We start from the raw sequence: 19,149 nt of genomic DNA on the forward strand, positions 1-19,149 counted from the left end.
GCAGCTATTTGGACGAGAACAGGACAGAGCAGCTCCCATTCGGCGGATCAGCGAAGAGTTCACCGAATTAACGGGATTCGTCGCCTTACCGGGAATCGATGAATAGGCATTCGCCGTCTCCACCTGCCGTCTCTACCTCCAATCTCCGCCCGGCTCTTCTGCCCACAGTTGAGCCCCCTTCCCAGACTGCCGCTTCTATCTACAAAGCGCCTCTCGCGCTCAGGATATACGCCGCTTCATCCAGCGGATTGACGCCGACTCGCCGGCGTGAGGCTTCGGTTCCGGGAGGAGCTTCCTGATAACCGTCAAAAGAAGCGGTCAGTATGCCTTTGCCCGAAGTGAAAGAGCGCAGTTCGACGGCGTAGTCCAGCGAAGTGGCGGCCGGAATCCGGCCTTCGATGTAGAATCGTTCGCCTTCCGCGAAAGGGGGGTCGAATTCGGCGCGCATACGGGACAAATCGCTGAGAACGCGGCCCGCATTGGCCTCGGGCACCGAAATGCGAAAGCGCAGGACAGGCTCAAGCAGCTTGGTGCCGCCGGAGGCCAGCGCATTCATGATGCCCATGGGCGTCGCGATCACGAAGTCGAGCGGGTGCGTATGCCAGACGTGGCTCTGGCCGTAAGTCAGCGTAACAATCAGATCGGTGACCTGCCAACCGAACAATCCCTGCTTGAGCGCTTCCGGGACACGGCGCCGGACCTCGTTTTGATACGATGGCAGGATGTCGTCGGCGCGGGCAAGCGAACGGTAGACCAGCCCGCTGCCGCGTTCGCCCGGCTCGACGGTGAAGTGCATGATCGCCCAGCACGGCTTGGGAGCGAGGTAGGCGACGCGTCCTTCGCAGAGCTGCGCCGGTGTTTCCTTGTAGATCACGGCCGGAGGACCGAAGTCGACGTTTAGACCGAAGCGCGAGCGCAGGGTGCTTCCGAGTACTTCGAGCTGAATAGCGCCCATCATGCGCACATGGAGTTCGCGCAGCTCCGGCATCCAGGCCAAGCCGAGGAGAGGATCTTCATCCGTCAGTTCGCGCAGCGCTTCGGCGGTGCGCGTATAATCGGTATCGGTTTCGGGAAGGACCCGGGCCGTCAGCAGCGGTACAGCGAGCTGGGGCGTCTTCGGAACAAGCGCCGGATCGCCGATGATATCGCCGATCGCCGCTTCGCTCAGACCGTACACGGCGGCAACATCGCCGGCTGAGATCTCGCCGGTATCGATTTTTTTCAAGCCGTCGAGTACCCGGATTTGAGCGATCTTCTCTTCGCTCTCCCGGCCGTGCATTCGCACGATATCGCGGTTGCGCAAACTTCCGCCGTACAGGCGAATCCAGACAGCGCGTCCCATGGCGCGATCCCGTTCGACTTTGAACACGATGCCCGCAAGATCCGGCTTGGGCGCGGGAGTAGGCAGGAAAGCCAGCATAGCATCGAGCAGCTCCTCAATGCCGACTCCGCGCTGCGAGCATCCGCAGCACACCGGGAAGACCTGGCTGGCGGCGGTTCCTTCCGCAATCCTGCTCGCTGCCTCGTCGGCATCCGGGATATCGCCTTCGACGTAGCGCAGCAGCAGCTCTTCGTCGAACTCGGCCAGCTTCTCGGCCGCGGCGGTGCGGAACGCCAAATCTTCGTTTTGCGCAGGAGCAGCAGAATCGGAAGCGTGTGCCCATAACGTCTCGGTCCCGGTAAAAGCTCCGTCTTCGCCATACAACGGCCGCTGCACCGGCAGTGCCGACGGAGACAGCAGACGGGTGATATCGCCAAGCGTCCGCTCGAATGAAGCTCCGATCCGGTCAAGCTTGTTGACGTAGATCAAAGTCGGCACGTTCAGCAGGCGCAGCGCCTGCCACAGCACTTCCGTCTGGGCTTGTACGCCTTCGGCGGCGGATACGATCAGCACGGCGCCGTCCATCACACCCAGCGTGCGCTCCACCTCGGCCAGGAAATCGGCGTGACCGGGCGTATCGATCAAGTTGAACCGAGTTCCTTTCCAGATCAGCGACGCGGAAGCCGCTTTTACGGAGATGCCGCGTTCCCGCTCTATATCAAGCGAATCGGTGGAAGTGGTGCCTTCGTCGACGCTGCCGGCCGCGCGGATACTTCCGCTGCGCTGCAGCATGTGTTCGGTTGTCGTCGTCTTGCCCGCATCGATATGGGCAAAGACTCCGATATTTCGGACTTCGGAATAAACGCTTGAGATAAGAAACCCCTCGATTCTGTCAAAATTGGATGCCGGATAACCGCTGTGGTTCGGAGTCTTTATTGTACCACGGCGGAGGCCCGGGGCGTCGGTTCGCCGCCCCGAAGCTTGGATACAAACGGCAGTCGCGTCATAAGCGGTTTCGGTTCGTGCGAAGATTAAGAGAAAGAACTGTCCGTTTAGGCACCGAATGTTTAAAGTCTGCCATTGGGCCGCTCAATCTTCCGCTTTCTGGGTAAATGGGTAAAGACGAAGGTTGTCCGCCTGAACACGGGCAGCCGGCGATAGCGAATACCGGGAGGAATGAACGCGCATGGAACGTACATTTTGGAAAGAAGCCGTTGTGTATCAGATCTACCCGCGCAGCTTCATGGACAGCAATGGAGACGGGGTAGGCGACCTGCGGGGCATTATCTTGAAGCTCGATTATCTCAAGGAACTTGGCGTGGATGTCATCTGGTTGTCGCCGGTATACAAATCGCCGAACGACGACAACGGGTACGATATCAGCGACTACGAAGACATCATGGACGAATTCGGCACGATGGCGGACTGGGAAGAACTGCTTGCCGGTCTGCACGAGCGCGGAATCAAACTGATGATGGATCTCGTCGTCAACCATACGTCGGACGAGCATGCGTGGTTCGTGGAATCGCGCAAGAACGCCGACGGCGAATACAGCGATTACTATATTTGGCGCGACGCGGCTCCGGACGGCGGCATTCCGAACAACTGGGAGTCTTTCTTCAGCGGGCCGGTCTGGGAATACGACGAGCAGCGCGGACAATATTACCTGCACCTTTTTTCCAAAAAACAGCCGGATCTCAACTGGGAGAACGAGCGGGTGCGCACAGCCGTGTACGACATGATGAAATTCTGGCTCGACAAAGGCGTGGACGGATTCCGCATGGACGTCATCAATCTGATCTCCAAAGTGGAAGGCCTGCCTTCGAACGGAACCGCTCCGATCGCGGACGGCAGCATGTACTACGTGGACGGACCGCGCATCCATGAGTTTTTGCAGGAGATGAACCAAGAAGTGCTGTCGAAATACGACGTCATGACGGTGGGTGAAATGCCGGGCGTTACGGTCGAAGAAGCCAAAAAATACACGGCCGAAGAGCGCGGCGAGCTGCAGATGGTGTTCCAGTTCGAGCATATGCGTCTGGACGGCGGACCGGGCGGCAAATGGGATATCGTGCCGTGGAAACTGCCGCAGTTCAAAGCCGTCATGGACAAATGGCAGGTCGGACTGGCGGAAAAAGGCTGGAACAGCCTGTACCTCAACAACCACGATCAGCCGCGTATGGTGTCGAGATTCGGCAATGACGGCGAATACCGCGTTCAATCGTCCAAACTGCTCGCCACGCTGCTGCATACGCTGCGGGGGACGCCTTACGTCTATCAGGGCGAAGAACTCGGCATGACCAACGTCAAGTTCCCGATGATCGACGACTACAAAGACATCGAGAGTTTGAACATGTACAACGAGCGCGTCACGCACGGCGGAGCCGATCCAGGCACGGTCATGGAAGCGATCCAGACGAGAGGACGCGACAATGCCCGTACGCCGGTGCAGTGGGACGACAGCGAGTATGCGGGCTTTACGACCGGCACGCCATGGATTGGGGTCAACCCGAACTACAAGACCATCAATGCCAAACAGCAGTTGGACGATCCCGATTCGGTCTTCCATTATTACAAAAAGCTGATCGCGCTGCGAAAAGAACACCAAATCATGACGTACGGCGATTACGAGCTGCTGCTGCCGGATCACGAGACGCTGTATGTGTATACGCGTACGCTCGGCGAAGAAACCTGGCTGATCGTGCTTAACTTCTCTACGGAATCCACTCCGTTCGAATGGCCGGCCGGATTGGCGGACCGTGAAGCTTCGCTGATTGTCGGAAACTACGGCGATGACGAAGCGGGTCTTGGAACATGGCGTCCTTACGAAGCGAGAGTGTACGCGATCAAGTAAGCTTAGACGGCCGATTCGAACCGCATAACGAAGAACGTCGGACGCGCACGGTAAATGAAAGATCGGAGTCCGCCCAAAAAGCCCGCATACCGATATTCCGGTATGCGGGCTCTGTCGAAAAAAGGAATGTCAATTTACTTGGCCTGCAGAATCTGTACATCGCGTCCGGCGATAGTCGCAGAACCGCCAAGCGAATCGCCGGTCAGCAGATTGAGGTAATCGCCTTCCAGTTCGTAAACCGATGGCTCGGCATTGTGATTCATGACGAAGAGGAATTCCTCGCCGTCTTTGACACGCTTGGTCACTTCGACGCCTTCCGGCGTGTCCAGCAGCGGCTGCACGCCTTGGTCGGCGCAGATTTGCGCAAGCAGTCCGTCGATGAACGGCTGCTCGGGATCCGAAGCGACATAATAGGCTTGTCCTTCGCCGTAAGCGTTGCGCGTAAGGACCGGCATGCCTTGGTAGAAATCTTCGCCGTATTCGGCCAGCGTCTCCGCACCTTCCGTATGCAGCAGGTCGCACAGCATCCCGCATTCGTATTGTCCGCTCAGTCCGCCGAATTCGCCGTTTACGACAATCTTGTTGCGCATATCCGGGAACAGCGTGTCGGTTTCTTCCACCCAGATTCCGAGCAGCTTGCGCAGCTCGCCCGGATAGCCGCCGGTTGTGACCAGATCCGACTCGTTGACGATCCCGCTGAAGAACGTCGTCAGGAAGGTGCCGCCGTTTTTGACGAAAGTCTCCAGCTTATCGGCCGTGCCCGGTTTGACCATGTACAGTACCGGAGCGACGAGAACGTCATACCTGCCGAAATCGGAATCGACACTGACGATATCCACCTGCACATTGCGGTCGTAGAACGATTTGTAATATTTGTGGATCTGATCGACGTAATTGAGCGCAACCGTCGGTCCGCTGGATTTCTCGACGGCCCACCAGTTTTCCCAATCGAACAAGATGGCGACTTTGGCCGGCAGGCGCGAATCGAGCAGGCGGTCGCCCAGCTCGCCCAGCTCGCCCAGCTCGCGTCCGAGTTCGGATACTTCGCGGAAGACGCGGGTATTCTCGTGGCCGACATGTTCGATCACGGCGCCGTGGTATTTCTCGCATGCGCCGACCGAGCGTCGAAGCTGGAAGAACATGACCGTGTCCGCGCCGTGCGCTACCGCCTGATAGCTCCATAGACGCATGACGCCCGGACGCTTCAACGAATTGTACGGCTGCCAGTTCTGTTGGCTCGGCGTCTGCTCCATCAGCATGAACGGGTCGCCGTCCTTAAGGCCGCGCATCAGGTCGTGAGCCATTGCCGTGTAGCTGACCGGTGTCTGCAGCCCCGGATAGTTGTCCCAAGAGACGATATCCAGTTCTTTGGCCCATTTGAAATAATCAAGCTGCTTGAAAAAGCCCATAAGGTTGGTGGTGATCACCGAATCGGGAATGTTTTTCTTGATAACGGCATGCTCCAGTTTATAGCACTCCAGCATGCTGTCGGAATTAAAGCGCGAGTAATCCAGCGAGATGCCCTGGAACGTGGAATTGTTCTCGCCCCAATGTTCGCTCAGATTGTTCGGCAGCACGATCTCGTCCCAGTCGTAGAAGGTGTGGCCCCAGAAGTTGGTGTTCCAGGCACGGTTCAGCTTGTCCAGCGTGCCGTAGCGCTCCCGCAGCCAGACGCGGAACGCTTTCTCGCAGTTGTCGCAGTAGCAGTCGCCGCCGAATTCGTTCGAGACATGCCAGACGATGACCGCCGGGTGGTCTTTGTAGCGCTGAGCGAGCTTTTCCGCGATCCGGACCGCATACTTGCGGTAGGTCGGGCTGTTCGGGCAGGAGTTGTGGCGTCCGCCGAATTTGCGCTTGCGGCCGTCGGCATCGGTACGCAGTACGTCCGGGTAACGTTTGGCCATCCAGGCCGGATGCGCGGCCGTGCTCGTGGCCAGGCATACATAAGTGCCGTTTGCGTGCAGGCTGTCGATCAGTTCGTCGAGCCAGGCAAAGTTGTAAGTGGCTTCGTCGGGCTGGCTCAGTGCCCAGGCAAATACGTTGACTGTCGCGATATCGATTCCGGCCAATTTGAACATGCGCAGGTCTTCGCGATGCGTGGCTTCGTCCCATTGTTCGGGGTTGTAATCGCCGCCGTAAAAGATTTTGGGAAGTTTGCTGCTGATCATTAAAAATCACCTCAACATATAAGAATAATTCTATATTAATCTACGTCAATATATTATAAAATATAATAAAAAGGGATTGTCGTATAAGAAAAAAGAAATATTCGGTTCAAAGGGGATACGGGGATGGATAGCGCTTACAGACGATATTTGACGGAACGAAGGTATTTTACGGAGATCAAGGATCTGCCTCTGCCCGTGTACATGGAAAGCATCGGTTACAACCCGTATCAGGAAGCTATTTCCCGCCCCGACGGTTATCCCTGTTACCACTGGCTGCAGACAGCCGGGGGAAAAGGCGAGATCTCGATGGGCGGAGCCAAGTACGTACTGGAAGCGGACTCGGGAATCCTGCTGCTCTCCGGCGAAAGTCATTCCTACCGGCCGATTGAAGGCAAATGGGATACGTTCTACATGACGTTTGGAGGCCCTCAGGCGGGTGCCATACTCGGGACGTTGGGTCTGCCGGTTTCTTCTTATTACGGATGGGACAAAGGCGCCGAGCTCGGCGGATTTCTTCCGTCGCTGCTGGGTACGATCGACAGTGAACGGGATCTGTCGGGTCTGAACTTTTCGGTAGAGGTTTACCGGTTTCTCACGCTGCTCAAAAAAGACGGAAGGGTCAACCGTCTGCCTTCGCTGTCGAATTCCGTTCGGCGCCTCGCTCCGGTGCTCGAATTTCTCGACCGGCATTATGCGGATTCGGATATCGGGCTGGAAGATATGGCGCGGCGGGCGGATATCACTCCGCGGCATCTCAATACGCTGTTCAAGCAGGCTTTCGGTATGACGGCGTACGCCTATCTGATTCTGCTGCGGCTGCGCAAGTCCAAAGAAATGATGACGCTGCACCCCCGCATGACGGTCAAGGAGGTCTCGGGATTGGTCGGCTTCCGCGACGCCAGCCACTTTGTGGCCACTTTCCGCAAACAGGAAGGCGTAACGCCGGAGCAGTTCCGGACGCTGCATTAACCTTCGCGAAGAAAATAGATCGGTCCATTCGGCGACAAACAGGAATTTACGGAAACGATCGCGAATGTCTGAGGGGGAAGAAGCGGGCAGCCTGCAAGGCGAAACAAGTTTTCGTTTACCCCGCTTCACGGCTTCAGACAGCTTCGCGCTGAACGAATACGCGGCAGAGCCGCGTCTACTTAAGGAGATGGAACCTGTTATGAAATTGAATCGAAACGACAAACTGCTGCTGATCGGAGACTCGGTCACCGATGCCGGCCGGTCTCATCCGGTCGGTTACGGAAACGGTCTCGGAAACGGATATCCCGCTTTGGTCGACGCCCTGCTGCGCACCGGATACCCGGAGCTGAATACGCTTGTGCTGAACACGGGCATCGGAGGAGATACGGTCCGCCATCTCAAGAAGCGCTGGCAGCGCGATGTGCTTGATCTGAAGCCCGACTGGCTGTCGATCATGATCGGCATCAACGACGTTTGGCGGCAGTTCGACACGCCGGAAGAAATCGAGCCTTTTGTCACGCTGGAAGAATATGAAGCGACGCTGCGCGAGCTTCTGGATGCCGTGCAGCCCGGACTCAAAGGGTTGATTCTGATGACTCCTTACTATATGAGCGGCCAGGAAGACCCGATGCGTTCCCGGATGGACCGCTACGGGGCGGTAGTCAAACGTCTGGCCGGCGATTACGGCGCCGAACTGGTCGATACCCAAGCGGCGTTCGACCGGATGGGGCATTACCGGATCCAGTCTTCGCTGTCGAACGGCTGGGACCATGTGCATCCGAATACGGCCGGCCATATGCTGATCGCCCGCGGCCTGCTGAATACGCTCGATTTCGAGTGGGATACCAAATAGGCAGACGGGCGGCCCGCCAAGAAGACCGGGAAAAGTCACAACCCGTACAAAATGGGTAATGATACGGCGGAAGCCGCGAATGCCGCGGCCGAGTCACGAACAGCAATCCGCGAGGCGGAAGGAGCAGCGATATGAGCGAACTGAAAGGCATCAAACCCGAACCGGTGTCCGATTACCGGGCGGTGTTGGGAGAAGGCCCGAACTGGCTGGAGAACAAACAGACCCTGATGTGGATCGATATCGAAGGCAAACAGCTGCGTTTCTACAACCCGGAAGACGGAAGCGAAGAAGTCTATGAACTGCCGGAAAGAGCCGGCGCCGCTGTCGGACATTCGGACGACAGGGTCGTATTGGCTTCGGAAAGCGGTTTTGCGTTTTATGATCTCAATACCCGCCAGTTGAACCGGATCCACGACCCCGAGCATCGGGAAGACAACCGCTTTAACGACGGCAAGTGCGATGCGGCAGGCCGGTTCTGGGCCGGTACGATGAGTCTGGTCGGCAAGGAAGAGCAGGGCGCTTTCTACCGGATGGACGGCGATCTGACCGTGCAGCGGCTGTTCGGGAACGTATCCACATCGAACGGATTGGGCTGGAGCCCCGACGGAACGGTTCTGTATTACATCGATACAGGGACGCGTCAGGTGCAAGCCTTCGAATTCGACGTCGAAAAAGGCGAAATCGGTTCGGCGCGCAGCGTCGTTTCGTTTGAACACGAAGAAGGTTGGCCGGATGGGATGGCGGTGGATGCCGACGGCGATCTGTGGATCGCGCATTACGGCGGCGGCCGGGTCAGCAAATGGGATCCGGTAGCGGGAATCAAACTCGGCGAGATCCTTCTGCCCGTCGACAACGTCACCTGCTGCGCTTTTGGCGGAGCCGATTACGGCGACCTGTATATCACGACGGCTGCCGACGGATTATCCGACGAGCAGAAAGCGCAGCAGCCGCTGGCCGGCGCGCTCTTTGTCTGCCGTCCGGGTCCGAAAGGCCAGCCGGCGCATCTGTTCCGTCAAACGGGAGACGCGCAGTAAACCATCCAGACCGCGATCCGTCCCCCGAGGGGAACGAAGCGGTCTTTTTGGTTTAATGCGGTCGATGTCCGGCAAAGAGCTGCCGGCCGGATTCCGCCGTTTTACTCGCCGCCGGGTTGTGTTACGATAAAGGCAGCCGACAGACGGCACAGCATGCAGATACGGGAGGACACACAGCGTGAGAGTCGTAGCGGGGGAAGCCAAGGGGAGACCTCTTAAAGCGGTGCCGGGCACAGGAACACGCCCGACCACCGATAAAGTGAAAGAAGCGTTATTCAGCATGATCGGTCCCTTTTTCGAAGGGGGAACCGCGCTTGATCTGTTCGCCGGAACCGGAGGTCTTGCGATCGAAGCGATAAGCCGGGGCATGGACCGGGCGATTCTGGTTGATGCCGATGCCAAAAGTATCGAAGTCGTACGTGCCAATCTCAAAGCGACAGGGTTCGAAAGCCGGGCCGAAGTGTACCGGAACGATGCGCAGCGTGCGCTCAAAGCACTGTCCAAACGGGAAACGAAATTCGACTTGGTGTTTCTGGATCCGCCTTACCGGATGAAGAACGGGGCGGAACTGATGTTGACGATCGAAGAATACGGTCTGCTGGAACCGGAAGCGACCGTTGTGCTGGAGTACGACTCGTCGTATGAATATCCGGAAACGACAGGCGCTTTCGAACTTCAGCGCAAAGCCGTGTACGGCGACATCGCCGTCTCCATTTACCGCTGGAGACCGGAAACGGGCGCAGACTCGCAGCCCGACGAAGAGGAGGACTCGAACGGATGACGGATCAGGCAGAGAAGATCGAACGCATTGCCGTATACCCGGGAAGCTTCGACCCGGTGACGCTTGGGCATATGGACATTATTCACCGCGCCGCCAAGCAGTACGACCGCCTGATTGTGGCCGTGCTCAACAACCTGAGCAAGAAACCGCTGTTTACGGTCGAAGAACGGGCGGAACTGCTGCGGCAGGCGACAAGCGATATGCCGAACGTGGAAGTGGATGTGTTCCGTGATCTGCTCGTCAACTATGTGGAGCAGAAGCAGGCCCAGGTTGTGGTCCGGGGGATACGATCGGTTACGGATTTCGAATACGAACTGCAGATCGCGACCACGAACCGCAAACTGAACGAGAATGTGGAAACGATCTTCATGATGACCAATCCGCTGTATTCGTATCTCAGTTCAAGCGTGGTCAAAGAGATCGCGCAGTTTGCCGGAGATGTAAGCGAACTGGTGACACCGGAAGTGCGCATCGCGCTTCAGGAAAAGCTGCACGGCAAACCCGTAGAATAAGCAAGTTTCGCAAGACCGACAGACCGCGAAGCAAAATGGCGGTCTGTCGGCCGGATTGAAGGGGAAGGGAAACCGACCCGCGCGCCGATCAAGAAAAAGCAAATAGGCTGCCTGACGCTTAGCGGCAGCGGCCTGTTTGCGTATAAGCTGAAAAGGGGAACGATCATTATGCTGCGTTTCAGACTGCCGCGCTTTCGGACGCTGGCCTATTTGCTGTGCGTCGCCCTGCTCGTCTATGTCTCGGTGTATATGCCGACGCCGTATACGATCGAGCGGCCGGGCAGCGCGGACGAGATTAAACCGATGGTTCGCGTGAGTGGGGCCGACCCGGAAGAAAACGGTTCGTTCATGATGACCACCGTCTCCGTGACGTACGCCAATCTGGCGCTGCTCGGATTGTCCCTGCTCGACCACGACGCCGATATCGGCAAAAGAAACACGGATCAAGACGACGACGAATACCGGATCACGCAGGAGTATTACATGAATTCGTCGCAATCTTCGGCGGTTGCGGCAGCTTACCGGGAAGCGGGCGTTCCATTCGACGTGGAAACGCAGTACGTGTTTATCACGACGGTTCCCGACCGGGATCCGCAGCAGAAAGAATTTGTGGCCGGCGACAAGATCATTCGGGTGGACGGCAAAAAAGTATCCACCCTCGACGGACTCCGCGGCTTGCTGGAAACGTATTCGGCCGGCGATACGGTCAACGTAACGCTGGAACGCGGAGGCGTCTCTATGGAACAGTCGGTCAAACTTGTCGATATTCCCGGCGAAGACGGCACGGTGCGTCCCGGTTTCGGCGTCTCGACAGGCGAAGTGATGCGGATCGATCCGGACGATCCGGCGGATGAGGTGGAATTTACGCAGACCCGGGTCGGCGGTCCGTCGGCGGGGCTGATGTTCACGCTCGAGATCTACAACCAGCTGACCCCCGGCGATCTGACGCGCGGTCACCGGATAGCGGGAACGGGAACGATCAAATCGGACGGCACCGTAGGCGAGATCGGCGGCGTGCAGCACAAGATCGTGGCGGCGGAGCGCAGGGGCGCCGACCTGTTCTTCGTTCCCGCCGCAAATTACGAAGCCGCCGAAAAAAAAGTGCAGGAGACCGACTCGGCCATGACGCTGGTCTCAGTCGATACCCTGCAGGATGCGCTGGATTACATCGACGATATGCCGGTCAGAATACCGTGACCGGCGGCGCATAATAATCGGCGTACATCTCCCTTACGTCGGGAGAAGGGAAAGCGGAAGCCTGAACGGCGGAAGCCCGGATATCGAGTTCAAGCTGCGGATGGGAGAAGTCCGCAGGGCGAACGACGACCGGAAGCTTCGCCGTTTTTTTCATGGTTTTGAGCAGTTGGCGGCCTTTCGGCGAGAAGCCGAGCACGCGGATATACTGCGGTCCGCGGGCAAGGCTGTCGCGGCCGAAGAGGGGGCCGCGGTGGTTGAGCAGCGCGTGCGCCAGCAGCCGCTGCAGGCGGGTGCGCGTATAGCGCTTGGTCTTGATCGCGGCGAGCAGCGCCTCGACGCCCGGAACGGGCAGGCGCGGCAGCGCGGCGGCGATGCGGTGCTCCAGGCCCTCGACCATCCCGGGGACGAGGGCAAGCTCTTCCGGCGCGCGCGTGATCAGCGCGGCCAGGAGAGGCTGCGCCAGCGCCTCCCAGCCGGAAGCCAGCATCCGTCCGGCTGCGGCTTCGCGCCGGAGCACGCGCAGCGAGGAGGCGGGGAGGTAGGGAGCGGCATCTTCGATGCCGCTTGCTCCTAGCGCAAGCGACGCCCGCACCGCGGTGGCGCTGGCGATCGATCCGCCCGCGGGCAGGCCGGCATCGTGGTAGCCGGCCTGTTCGCGCCGCACGGCCAGCGGCGCAATGCCGCTTGCGAGCCGGCGCAGCGCAAGCACGTACTGCAATCCGAGCGTATCGTTCGGATTGCCCAGCAGGGCGGCGGCCGCGGCTCCAGGGCCGCCGCCCTGCTCGCGGGCCGCCCTGGCGTAGGCGGCCGGGTAGCTCAGGCCCTCGCCGAGGGCCTGATGCAGCGCTTCGCGCAGAGCCGGGGATTCGCCGGCCTGCATGCGCGAAGCCAGCTCCTGCAGCGGCGCGATCTCGCCGCTTTCGCTGCCGAAGCAGAGGCTGTCCACGACGCCCGAAGCATCCAGCAGCGAAACCGCACCGAAAGCGAACCATTCCGCGTGCTGCAGCGCGTAGAGAACCGGCAGTTCCAGCACCAGGTCGATTCCGGCGGCCAACGCCATTTCGGTCCGGGCGCGCTTGGACAGCAGCGCCGGTTCGCCGCGCTGCATGAACGCGCCGCTCATGACGGCGACGGAAGCTTCCGCGCCCGAAACCTCCAGGGATCGCTGCAGATGCAGCCGGTGCCCGTTATGAAACGGGTTGTATTCGACGACCATTCCGACTGTTTTCATATAAAGATCGCGTCTCCTCTCTTAACAAGACAGAAAATATATGGTAGAATAAAACTTCGTCCGGTATCGACCGGCGTGCTTTTTTTACGCTGCGAACGGGAAGACGTTCGATAACGCCCGGATTCAGGGCGCATCGGGCAAGACTTCTCCTAGCTTACACGCGCAAAAGCTCCGGCGAAAGAGCGAAATGTCTCTCCAAGCCGCGCCGCGTACCGAAAAGGGCGTAAATGAAAAATACTTGACTGACAGTTGACAAAACCGAAGTGAAGTCGATATAATAACTTTGTTTGTTTGGAGTGATGAATATGCGTCTGCATTTGCGCAGAACGATTCAAAACGGTGAACCGGTTCGTTTGGAAGGCAGTGTGCCGATCGAACACTCGATCCAAGGCCGTACGGATGTGATCTCCGCTTCTCCTGTTCAAGCCGATTTGACGGCAGTGCCGTCGCTCGACGGAACAGTGGGCGTAAGCGGGACACTGAAGGGGCAGTTGGACATGGTTTGCTCGCGGTGTCTGGAACCCGCCCATATCGGATTGAATCTTCAATTCGAAGAGCGGTTCAAGAAGCGGGCGGAAGATGAAGCGGACCTTGAAGACGACGAGGATATGATCCTCGCGGACGACGACGTTTTCGAGCTGACGCCGTATCTGGAAGAGTATGTGACGCTGGGCGTGCCCAACACGCCGCTCTGCAAAGAGGACTGCAAAGGACTCTGCCAGACCTGCGGAACGAATCTGAACGAAACGGCCTGCGGCTGCGACAATACGGTAATCGACCCCCGGCTTGCCGGGCTCAAAGATTTCTTTAAGTAAGCGCACAGGCTGTCACACAGAAACATCCGGCCTTCGGGCCGGTTGACTTGAATAAGGAGGTGTTAAACATGGCAGTACCTCAACGGAGAACGTCCAAGACGCGCCGCGACAAGCGTCGCACGCATTTCAAGCTGGCGGTGCCGGGCATGGTGAAGTGCGAACAATGCGGAGAGCTGAAATTGGCTCACCACGTGTGCAAAGTTTGCGGAACTTACAAGTCCAGAGAAGTTATTTCTCAATAAGCATCAGCAGGAAAGTCCCGCCACCCGGCGGGACTTTTTTTGTGCGGCCGTGCGATTCTGTGCGGGCGGGAAGGCATCGTCGAATGCTCCCCCTTTCCTTTTCAGGCAGAATGATTTATACTAGCAGTTAGTACCAGGTTCTAAAATCTTTGGCGGCGGACCTACATAAGAAGCGCACCCGATTGCGCGGCCTTCGCGGAAGATGTTTCAAAGGGGAAGCGGCCCGGAAACGGGCGCTCATTATTCGGATCAGGCCCAACTGCCGGAAACGCAGCGCGCTGCGGCGGTTGGGTCCAAGCCTTACAAGGCGGCTTACGGAATGCGCGGCGCAGCGGGCGCCGGCACAAGGGGGAGAGCGGCATCGAACGTTTACCGAAACGTCAGCGCCAGCAGAGACTCGTCGAGCTGATCGACGAGAATCCGTTCGTAACCGACCGCGAACTGACCCGCCGTCTCAAAGTCAGCATTCAGACCATCCGTCTCGACCGGATGGAGCTCGGAATTCCCGAACTCCGCGAGCGGATGAAGCTGATGGCGGAACGGTCTTACGATCAGGTGCGGTCGCTGGCTGCGGAAGAAGTCATCGGAGATATTATCGACCTTCAACTCGACAAGAGCGGTATTTCGATCTTCGAAATCCGTGACGAACACGTATTCAGCCGCACGCAGATCGCGCGCGGTCATCATATTTTTGCCCAGGCCAACTCGCTCGCCGTCGCGGTCATCAACGACGAAATCGCTTTGACCGCCTCGGCGGATCTGCGTTTCGTCCGGCCTATTCATCTCGGCGAGAAATGCATCGCCAAAGCTTATGTCCGGAGCAGTCCGGGCAAAGCGGGCAGGGCCAAGGTCGAAGTCCTGTCCTATGTCGGCGAAGAAATGGTCTTTCAAGGGAACTTTGTCGTTTACCGGTCCGACGACAAGAACAAGTAAACGGTCCAAGAAGGCGTTATCCGGGTGCGGCCTGCCGTGTGGACGCGCGGTTTTTCTTCAATAGGAAAATAGGGATAGCGGTCAAACCAGCACGGTATGCAGAAGATGCACGGGGAGGACGCGTAAATGATTATAGCAATAGACGCCATGGGCGGCGATCACGCGCCGGCAAGCACGGCGGCGGGAGCGCTTGCCGCTGCGGCGGAGTGGAGCGACATTACGATCAAGCTTGTCGGAGACGAAGTGAAGCTCGCGCCTCTGATCGGACAAGGTCTGCCCAATCTTCAAATCGTCCATGCGGAAGAAGTCATCTCGAGCGACGACGAACCGGTCAAAGCCGTTCGCCGCAAGAAAGACGCTTCGATGGTCGTGGCCGGCCGCATGGTCAAGGAAGGCATCGCCGACGCGATGATCTCCGCAGGCAATACGGGAGCGCTCATGACGACGGGGCTTCTTGTCGTGGGACGCATGAACGGCGTGGAACGTCCGGCGCTCGCGCCGATGATTCCGACACTCGATACGAGCGGCCGCGGCACGCTTGCCCTTGATCTTGGCGCCAATATGGATGCCAAGCCCGAACATTTGGCGCAGTACGCGCTGATGGGCAGCTTGTACCGCGAGAAGGTGCACGGTATCGAGCGTCCGCGGGTGGGCCTGCTGAACGTGGGAACGGAACCCGGCAAAGGCAACGAACTCACCAAAGCGGCATTCCCGCTTCTGTCGGATCTGCCGATCCATTTTGTAGGCAATGTCGAAGCGCGGGATATTCTGGACGGCGTTTGCGATGTGCTCGTCTGCGACGGGTTCGCGGGCAACATTCTGCTCAAATCACTCGAAGGTACGGCGGGAGCCGTGTTCAAGCTGCTGAAGCAGGAACTGACTTCTTCGTTCAAAGCGAAGATCGGCGCGGCGCTCGTTATGCCCCAACTGCGCGGCCTTAAATCGAAAATGGATTACAAAGAGCATGGCGGCGCTCCGCTGCTCGGCTTGAACGGGCTTGTCATCAAAGCGCACGGTTCTTCGGATGCCGAAGCGATCAAGAACGCGGTAAGACAGGCGAGGACGGCTATCGAGCATCGCCTGGTATCAAGCATCTCGGAAAGTATGGAACAGGCAAATCAGCAAATCAGCGGGAAGAGAGTGACGGATTAATGAAGAACTTACGACCGGTCGGCGTGATCGGAACGGGCAAATACGTACCGGAGCGAATTCTGGGCAACGCGGAGCTCGAACAAATGGTAGATACGAACGACGAGTGGATCGTCAGCCGCACGGGAATCCGCGAGCGCCATATCGCGGCTCCGGAGCAGGCAACATCCGATCTGGCTTACGAAGCGGCAGTCCGTGCGCTGGAGTCGGCGGGCATGACGGCCGATCAGCTGGACCTGATCGTCGTGGCAACGGTAACTCCGGACACCTCCTTCCCTTCGACGGCCTGCATTCTGCAGGACAAGCTGGGTGCCAAAAAAGCGGCCGCGTTCGACTTGGGTGCAGCCTGCTCGGGCTTTGTCTACAGTTTGGCCGCGGCAACCGGGTTTATCCAGAACGGGATGTACAATAACGCGCTCGTCATCGGTGCCGATACGCTGTCGCGCATTACCGATTACACCGACCGCAACACGTGCGTGCTGTTCGGCGACGGCGCGGGCGCCGTCATTCTGGGCGAAGTTCCGGAAGGACGGGGCTTCCAATCGTTCGACCTGGGTGCCGAAGGCGCGGGCGGAGGTCTGCTCAAGCAGGCTGCGGGCGGTTCCCGTCTGCCGGCTTCGCAGGAAACGATCGACCAGCGCCAGCATTTCATTCAAATGAACGGCCGCGACGTGTTCAAATTCGCGGTGCGCGTTATGGGTTCGGCAACCGAGGAAGTGCTGCGCAAAGCGGACATGACCAAAGACGATATCGACCTGTTTATTCCGCACCAGGCGAACATCCGGATTATCCAATCCGCGATGCAGAGACTCGATCTGTCGGAAGACCGCGTGATGATCAACGTGGACAAGTACGCCAATACGTCGGCGGCTTCGATTCCGCTGGCACTGGTCGAAGCTTATGAACAAGGCCGGATCAAGGAAGGCGACCGGGTCGTGATGGTCGGTTTCGGCGGCGGTCTGACCTGGGGCGGAGCGGCCCTGGTCTGGTAAGAGAGGAGCATGTACAATGGGTAAAATCGCATTCGTATTTCCCGGACAGGGCGCGCAAAGCGTAGGAATGGCAAAAGATGCCTACGACGCTCTTCCGGAAGCCCGCGGACTGTTCGAGGCCGCGGACCGTACGCTCGGTTTCGAACTGACGAAGCTGGTCTTCGACGGACCGGCCGAAGAACTCAAACAGACGGCGAACACGCAGCCGGCTCTGCTGACGGCAAGTCTCGCTTTGCTTGAAGCGGTCAAAGCCAAAGGCATACGGGCCGATTACGCGGCCGGCCACAGTCTGGGCGAATACAGCGCATTGGCTGCGGCAGGCGTTCTGACGTTCGAAGACGCGGTAGCGATCGTTCGCGCCCGCGGACAGTTCATGGAAGCCGCAGTCCCAGGCGGACAAGGCGCCATGGCGGCCGTGCTCGGCGCGGACCGCGGCAAGCTTTCCGAACTGTGCGCGGAAATCTCGGCGGCGGGCACGGTTGTCGAACCGGCAAACTTGAACTGCCCCGGGCAGATCGTGGTCTCCGGATCGGCCGAAGGCGTCGAAGCGTTGAGCGCCCGGGTCAAAGAAGCCGGCGCGAAACGCGCGATCGCTCTCGAAGTCAGCGGACCGTTCCATTCGTCGCTGATGAAGGAAGCGGCCGGGCAGCTCGGCGGCAAGCTTGCGGACATCGTTTTCCATGAAGGAACGCTTCCAGTCGTCGCCAACGTCAGTGCCCGTCCGGTCGACGGAGCGGAGGCTCTGCGGCAGTCGCTTGTCAGCCAGGTATATTCTCCCGTATTGTGGGAAGACAGCGTGCAGTGGCTGATCGGCGAAGGCGTCGATACCTTTGTCGAGATCGGACCGGGCAGCGTTCTGGCCGGCCTGATCAAAAAAATCGACAAATCGGTGCGCATCTTCAGCGTGAACAGCCTCGAAAGTGCGGATGCGCTGGCCGAAGCTCTGGCATAAACGACGAAGCAGGAGGTTAACATGCAGCAGCCAATCAAAGGACAAAACGCTCTCGTAACAGGCGCTTCGCGCGGCATCGGCCGGGCGATTGCGCTCGAACTGGGCCGCCGCGGCGCAAACGTCGCGGTCAATTACGCCGGAAACGAAGCTTCGGCGCTCGAAGTGGTCCGCGAACTGGAAGCGCTGGGCGTCAAAGCCGCCGCTTTCAAAGCAAACGTGGGCAAAAGCGCCGAAGCGGAAGAACTGGTCAAAGCGGTATCCGCCGAATTCGGCAGTGTCGACATTTTGATCAACAATGCGGGAATCACCCGGGACAACCTGGTGATGCGCATGAAAGAAGAAGAATTCGACGACGTGATCGAAACGAATCTCAAAGGCGTATTCAACTGCATCAAAGCCGTAACCCGGCCGATGATGAAGCAGCGTTCCGGCAGAATCGTCAATATCTCGTCCGTAGTGGGCGCGATCGGCAATGCCGGCCAGGTCAACTACACGGCCGCCAAAGCGGGCGTCATCGGGATGACCAAGTCCTGCGCACGCGAATTCAGCAGCCGGGGAATCACCGTAAACTGCGTGGCTCCCGGCTTTATCGACACGGATATGACCGATGTATTGTCTGAAGAGATCAAACAGGGACTGCTCGCGGGAATCCCGCTGAACCGTCTCGGCCGTCCGGAGGAAGTCGCGACGGCCGTCGCTTTTCTTGTTTCGCCCGACGCCTCGTACATGACGGGACAAGTTCTCCATGTCGACGGCGGCATGTATATGTAAACCATCGCTGGCAGGGGTTGTAAACGTCTTGTTTCGGGTCCCCTGCCGCAAACAGTGGCATTTTGGCGGAGCTTCTCGTATAATACCTTTTGAAGAGGAGGTGAATCGGATGTCTGATGTAATGGAGCGCGTAACGCGCATCGTCGTGGACCGCCTTGGCGCCGACGAAGCGGAAGTTACGCCAACGGCTTCTTTCAAGGAAGATCTCGGAGCGGACTCGCTCGACGTGGTTGAATTGGTAATGGAGCTGGAAGACGAGTTCGACCTGGAAATCTCTGACGAAGACGCAGAGAAAATCACGACCGTAGGTGACGTTGTAAGCTACATACAATCGCATACCTAAGGGCGTTTAAGAGTCCCGCTCCGCGCTTTTTC

18 protein-coding genes are annotated in these 19,149 nt (G+C 58.5%); 15 read left to right on the plus strand and 3 right to left on the minus strand.

Translation table 11 applies throughout. The features are described from left to right. Positions 1 to 199: 199 nt before the first annotated feature. Positions 200 to 2,209 carry a GTP-binding protein gene (locus HRQ60_RS04260; RefSeq protein ID WP_343044608.1) on the minus strand — a complete coding sequence of 670 codons (2,010 nt, stop codon included), beginning with the start codon at positions 2,207 to 2,209 and terminating at the stop codon, positions 200 to 202. Between the two features lie 298 nt (positions 2,210 to 2,507). Between HRQ60_RS04260 and HRQ60_RS04265 the strand changes: the two genes are divergently transcribed. Further along, on the plus strand, positions 2,508 to 4,175 hold the full coding sequence (locus HRQ60_RS04265) for a glycoside hydrolase family 13 protein (RefSeq protein WP_172194399.1): 1,668 nt from the start codon (positions 2,508 to 2,510) through the stop codon (positions 4,173 to 4,175). 134 nt (positions 4,176 to 4,309) lie between these two features. Here HRQ60_RS04265 and HRQ60_RS04270 read toward each other — a convergent pair whose 3' ends face one another. After that, complete coding sequence (locus HRQ60_RS04270; protein WP_172194400.1) at positions 4,310 to 6,343, minus strand: beta-galactosidase; 2,034 nt, start codon at positions 6,341 to 6,343, stop codon at positions 4,310 to 4,312. Positions 6,344 to 6,466: 123 nt separating this feature from the next. On the opposite strand from HRQ60_RS04270, the gene HRQ60_RS04275 reads away from it, so the two are divergent. The 6 genes from HRQ60_RS04275 (at position 6,467) to HRQ60_RS04300 (ending at position 11,689) form a co-directional block, all read left to right on the plus strand. Continuing rightward, a complete protein-coding gene (locus HRQ60_RS04275; RefSeq protein ID WP_172194401.1) occupies positions 6,467 to 7,312 on the plus strand; it encodes an AraC family transcriptional regulator in 846 nt (281 codons plus the stop codon). A gap of 199 nt (positions 7,313 to 7,511) precedes the next feature. After that, positions 7,512 to 8,165 (plus strand): SGNH/GDSL hydrolase family protein, encoded by a 654-nt coding sequence (locus HRQ60_RS04280; protein ID WP_172194402.1) that lies wholly within the window; start codon positions 7,512 to 7,514, stop codon positions 8,163 to 8,165. A gap of 131 nt (positions 8,166 to 8,296) precedes the next feature. Next, positions 8,297 to 9,199 carry an SMP-30/gluconolactonase/LRE family protein gene (locus HRQ60_RS04285; protein ID WP_172194403.1) on the plus strand — a complete coding sequence of 301 codons (903 nt, stop codon included), beginning with the start codon at positions 8,297 to 8,299 and terminating at the stop codon, positions 9,197 to 9,199. A 178-nt stretch (positions 9,200 to 9,377) separates the two neighbouring features. Then, positions 9,378 to 9,980 (plus strand): 16S rRNA (guanine(966)-N(2))-methyltransferase RsmD, encoded by a 603-nt coding sequence (gene rsmD, locus HRQ60_RS04290; protein WP_172194404.1) that lies wholly within the window; start codon positions 9,378 to 9,380, stop codon positions 9,978 to 9,980. After that, positions 9,977 to 10,492: a pantetheine-phosphate adenylyltransferase gene (gene coaD, locus HRQ60_RS04295; protein WP_216671473.1), complete on the plus strand. Its 516-nt coding sequence runs from the start codon at positions 9,977 to 9,979 to the stop codon at positions 10,490 to 10,492. The genes rsmD and coaD overlap by 4 nt, the downstream gene beginning before the upstream one ends. Before the next feature lie 168 nt (positions 10,493 to 10,660). Continuing rightward, positions 10,661 to 11,689 carry a YlbL family protein gene (locus HRQ60_RS04300; RefSeq protein ID WP_172194405.1) on the plus strand — a complete coding sequence of 343 codons (1,029 nt, stop codon included), beginning with the start codon at positions 10,661 to 10,663 and terminating at the stop codon, positions 11,687 to 11,689. On the opposite strand, the gene HRQ60_RS04305 is transcribed toward HRQ60_RS04300, so the two are convergent. After that, positions 11,676 to 12,920: a tRNA(Met) cytidine acetate ligase gene (locus HRQ60_RS04305; protein ID WP_172194406.1), complete on the minus strand. Its 1,245-nt coding sequence runs from the start codon at positions 12,918 to 12,920 to the stop codon at positions 11,676 to 11,678. The two genes, HRQ60_RS04300 and HRQ60_RS04305, sit on opposite strands and share 14 nt — an antisense overlap. Positions 12,921 to 13,225: 305 nt before the next feature. Here HRQ60_RS04305 and HRQ60_RS04310 point away from each other — a divergent pair, with 305 nt between their 5' ends. The 8 genes from HRQ60_RS04310 to acpP all read left to right on the plus strand — a co-directional run bounded on the left by HRQ60_RS04310 (position 13,226) and on the right by acpP (position 19,117). Beyond that, entirely contained in the window at positions 13,226 to 13,735 is a 510-nt protein-coding gene (locus tag HRQ60_RS04310) for a YceD family protein (RefSeq protein WP_172194407.1), read from the plus strand. Between the two features lie 68 nt (positions 13,736 to 13,803). After that, positions 13,804 to 13,977 (plus strand): 50S ribosomal protein L32, encoded by a 174-nt coding sequence (gene rpmF, locus HRQ60_RS04315; RefSeq protein WP_018975076.1) that lies wholly within the window; start codon positions 13,804 to 13,806, stop codon positions 13,975 to 13,977. Positions 13,978 to 14,337: 360 nt separating this feature from the next. Further along, positions 14,338 to 14,910 (plus strand): transcription factor FapR, encoded by a 573-nt coding sequence (gene fapR, locus HRQ60_RS04320; RefSeq protein WP_172194525.1) that lies wholly within the window; start codon positions 14,338 to 14,340, stop codon positions 14,908 to 14,910. A 126-nt stretch (positions 14,911 to 15,036) separates the two neighbouring features. Beyond that, complete coding sequence (plsX, locus tag HRQ60_RS04325) at positions 15,037 to 16,062, plus strand: phosphate acyltransferase PlsX (protein ID WP_172194408.1); 1,026 nt, start codon at positions 15,037 to 15,039, stop codon at positions 16,060 to 16,062. Then, the gene (locus tag HRQ60_RS04330) at positions 16,062 to 17,051 is read left to right on the plus strand and encodes a beta-ketoacyl-ACP synthase III (RefSeq protein WP_172194409.1); all 990 of its coding nucleotides are present in this window, start codon (positions 16,062 to 16,064) and stop codon (positions 17,049 to 17,051) included. The genes plsX and HRQ60_RS04330 overlap by 1 nt, the downstream gene beginning before the upstream one ends. A gap of 16 nt (positions 17,052 to 17,067) precedes the next feature. Beyond that, entirely contained in the window at positions 17,068 to 18,003 is a 936-nt protein-coding gene (fabD, locus tag HRQ60_RS04335; RefSeq protein ID WP_172194410.1) for an ACP S-malonyltransferase, read from the plus strand. A gap of 21 nt (positions 18,004 to 18,024) precedes the next feature. Then, positions 18,025 to 18,774, plus strand: a complete 750-nt coding sequence (gene fabG, locus HRQ60_RS04340; protein ID WP_172194411.1) for a 3-oxoacyl-[acyl-carrier-protein] reductase — start codon at positions 18,025 to 18,027, stop codon at positions 18,772 to 18,774. Positions 18,775 to 18,883: 109 nt separating this feature from the next. Next, positions 18,884 to 19,117: an acyl carrier protein gene (acpP, locus tag HRQ60_RS04345; RefSeq protein WP_037282458.1), complete on the plus strand. Its 234-nt coding sequence runs from the start codon at positions 18,884 to 18,886 to the stop codon at positions 19,115 to 19,117. The last annotated feature ends 32 nt before the right edge of the window (positions 19,118 to 19,149 follow it).

This window comes from Saccharibacillus qingshengii (genome assembly GCF_013185195.1).
GTDB lineage: Bacteria > Bacillota > Bacilli > Paenibacillales > Paenibacillaceae > Saccharibacillus > Saccharibacillus qingshengii.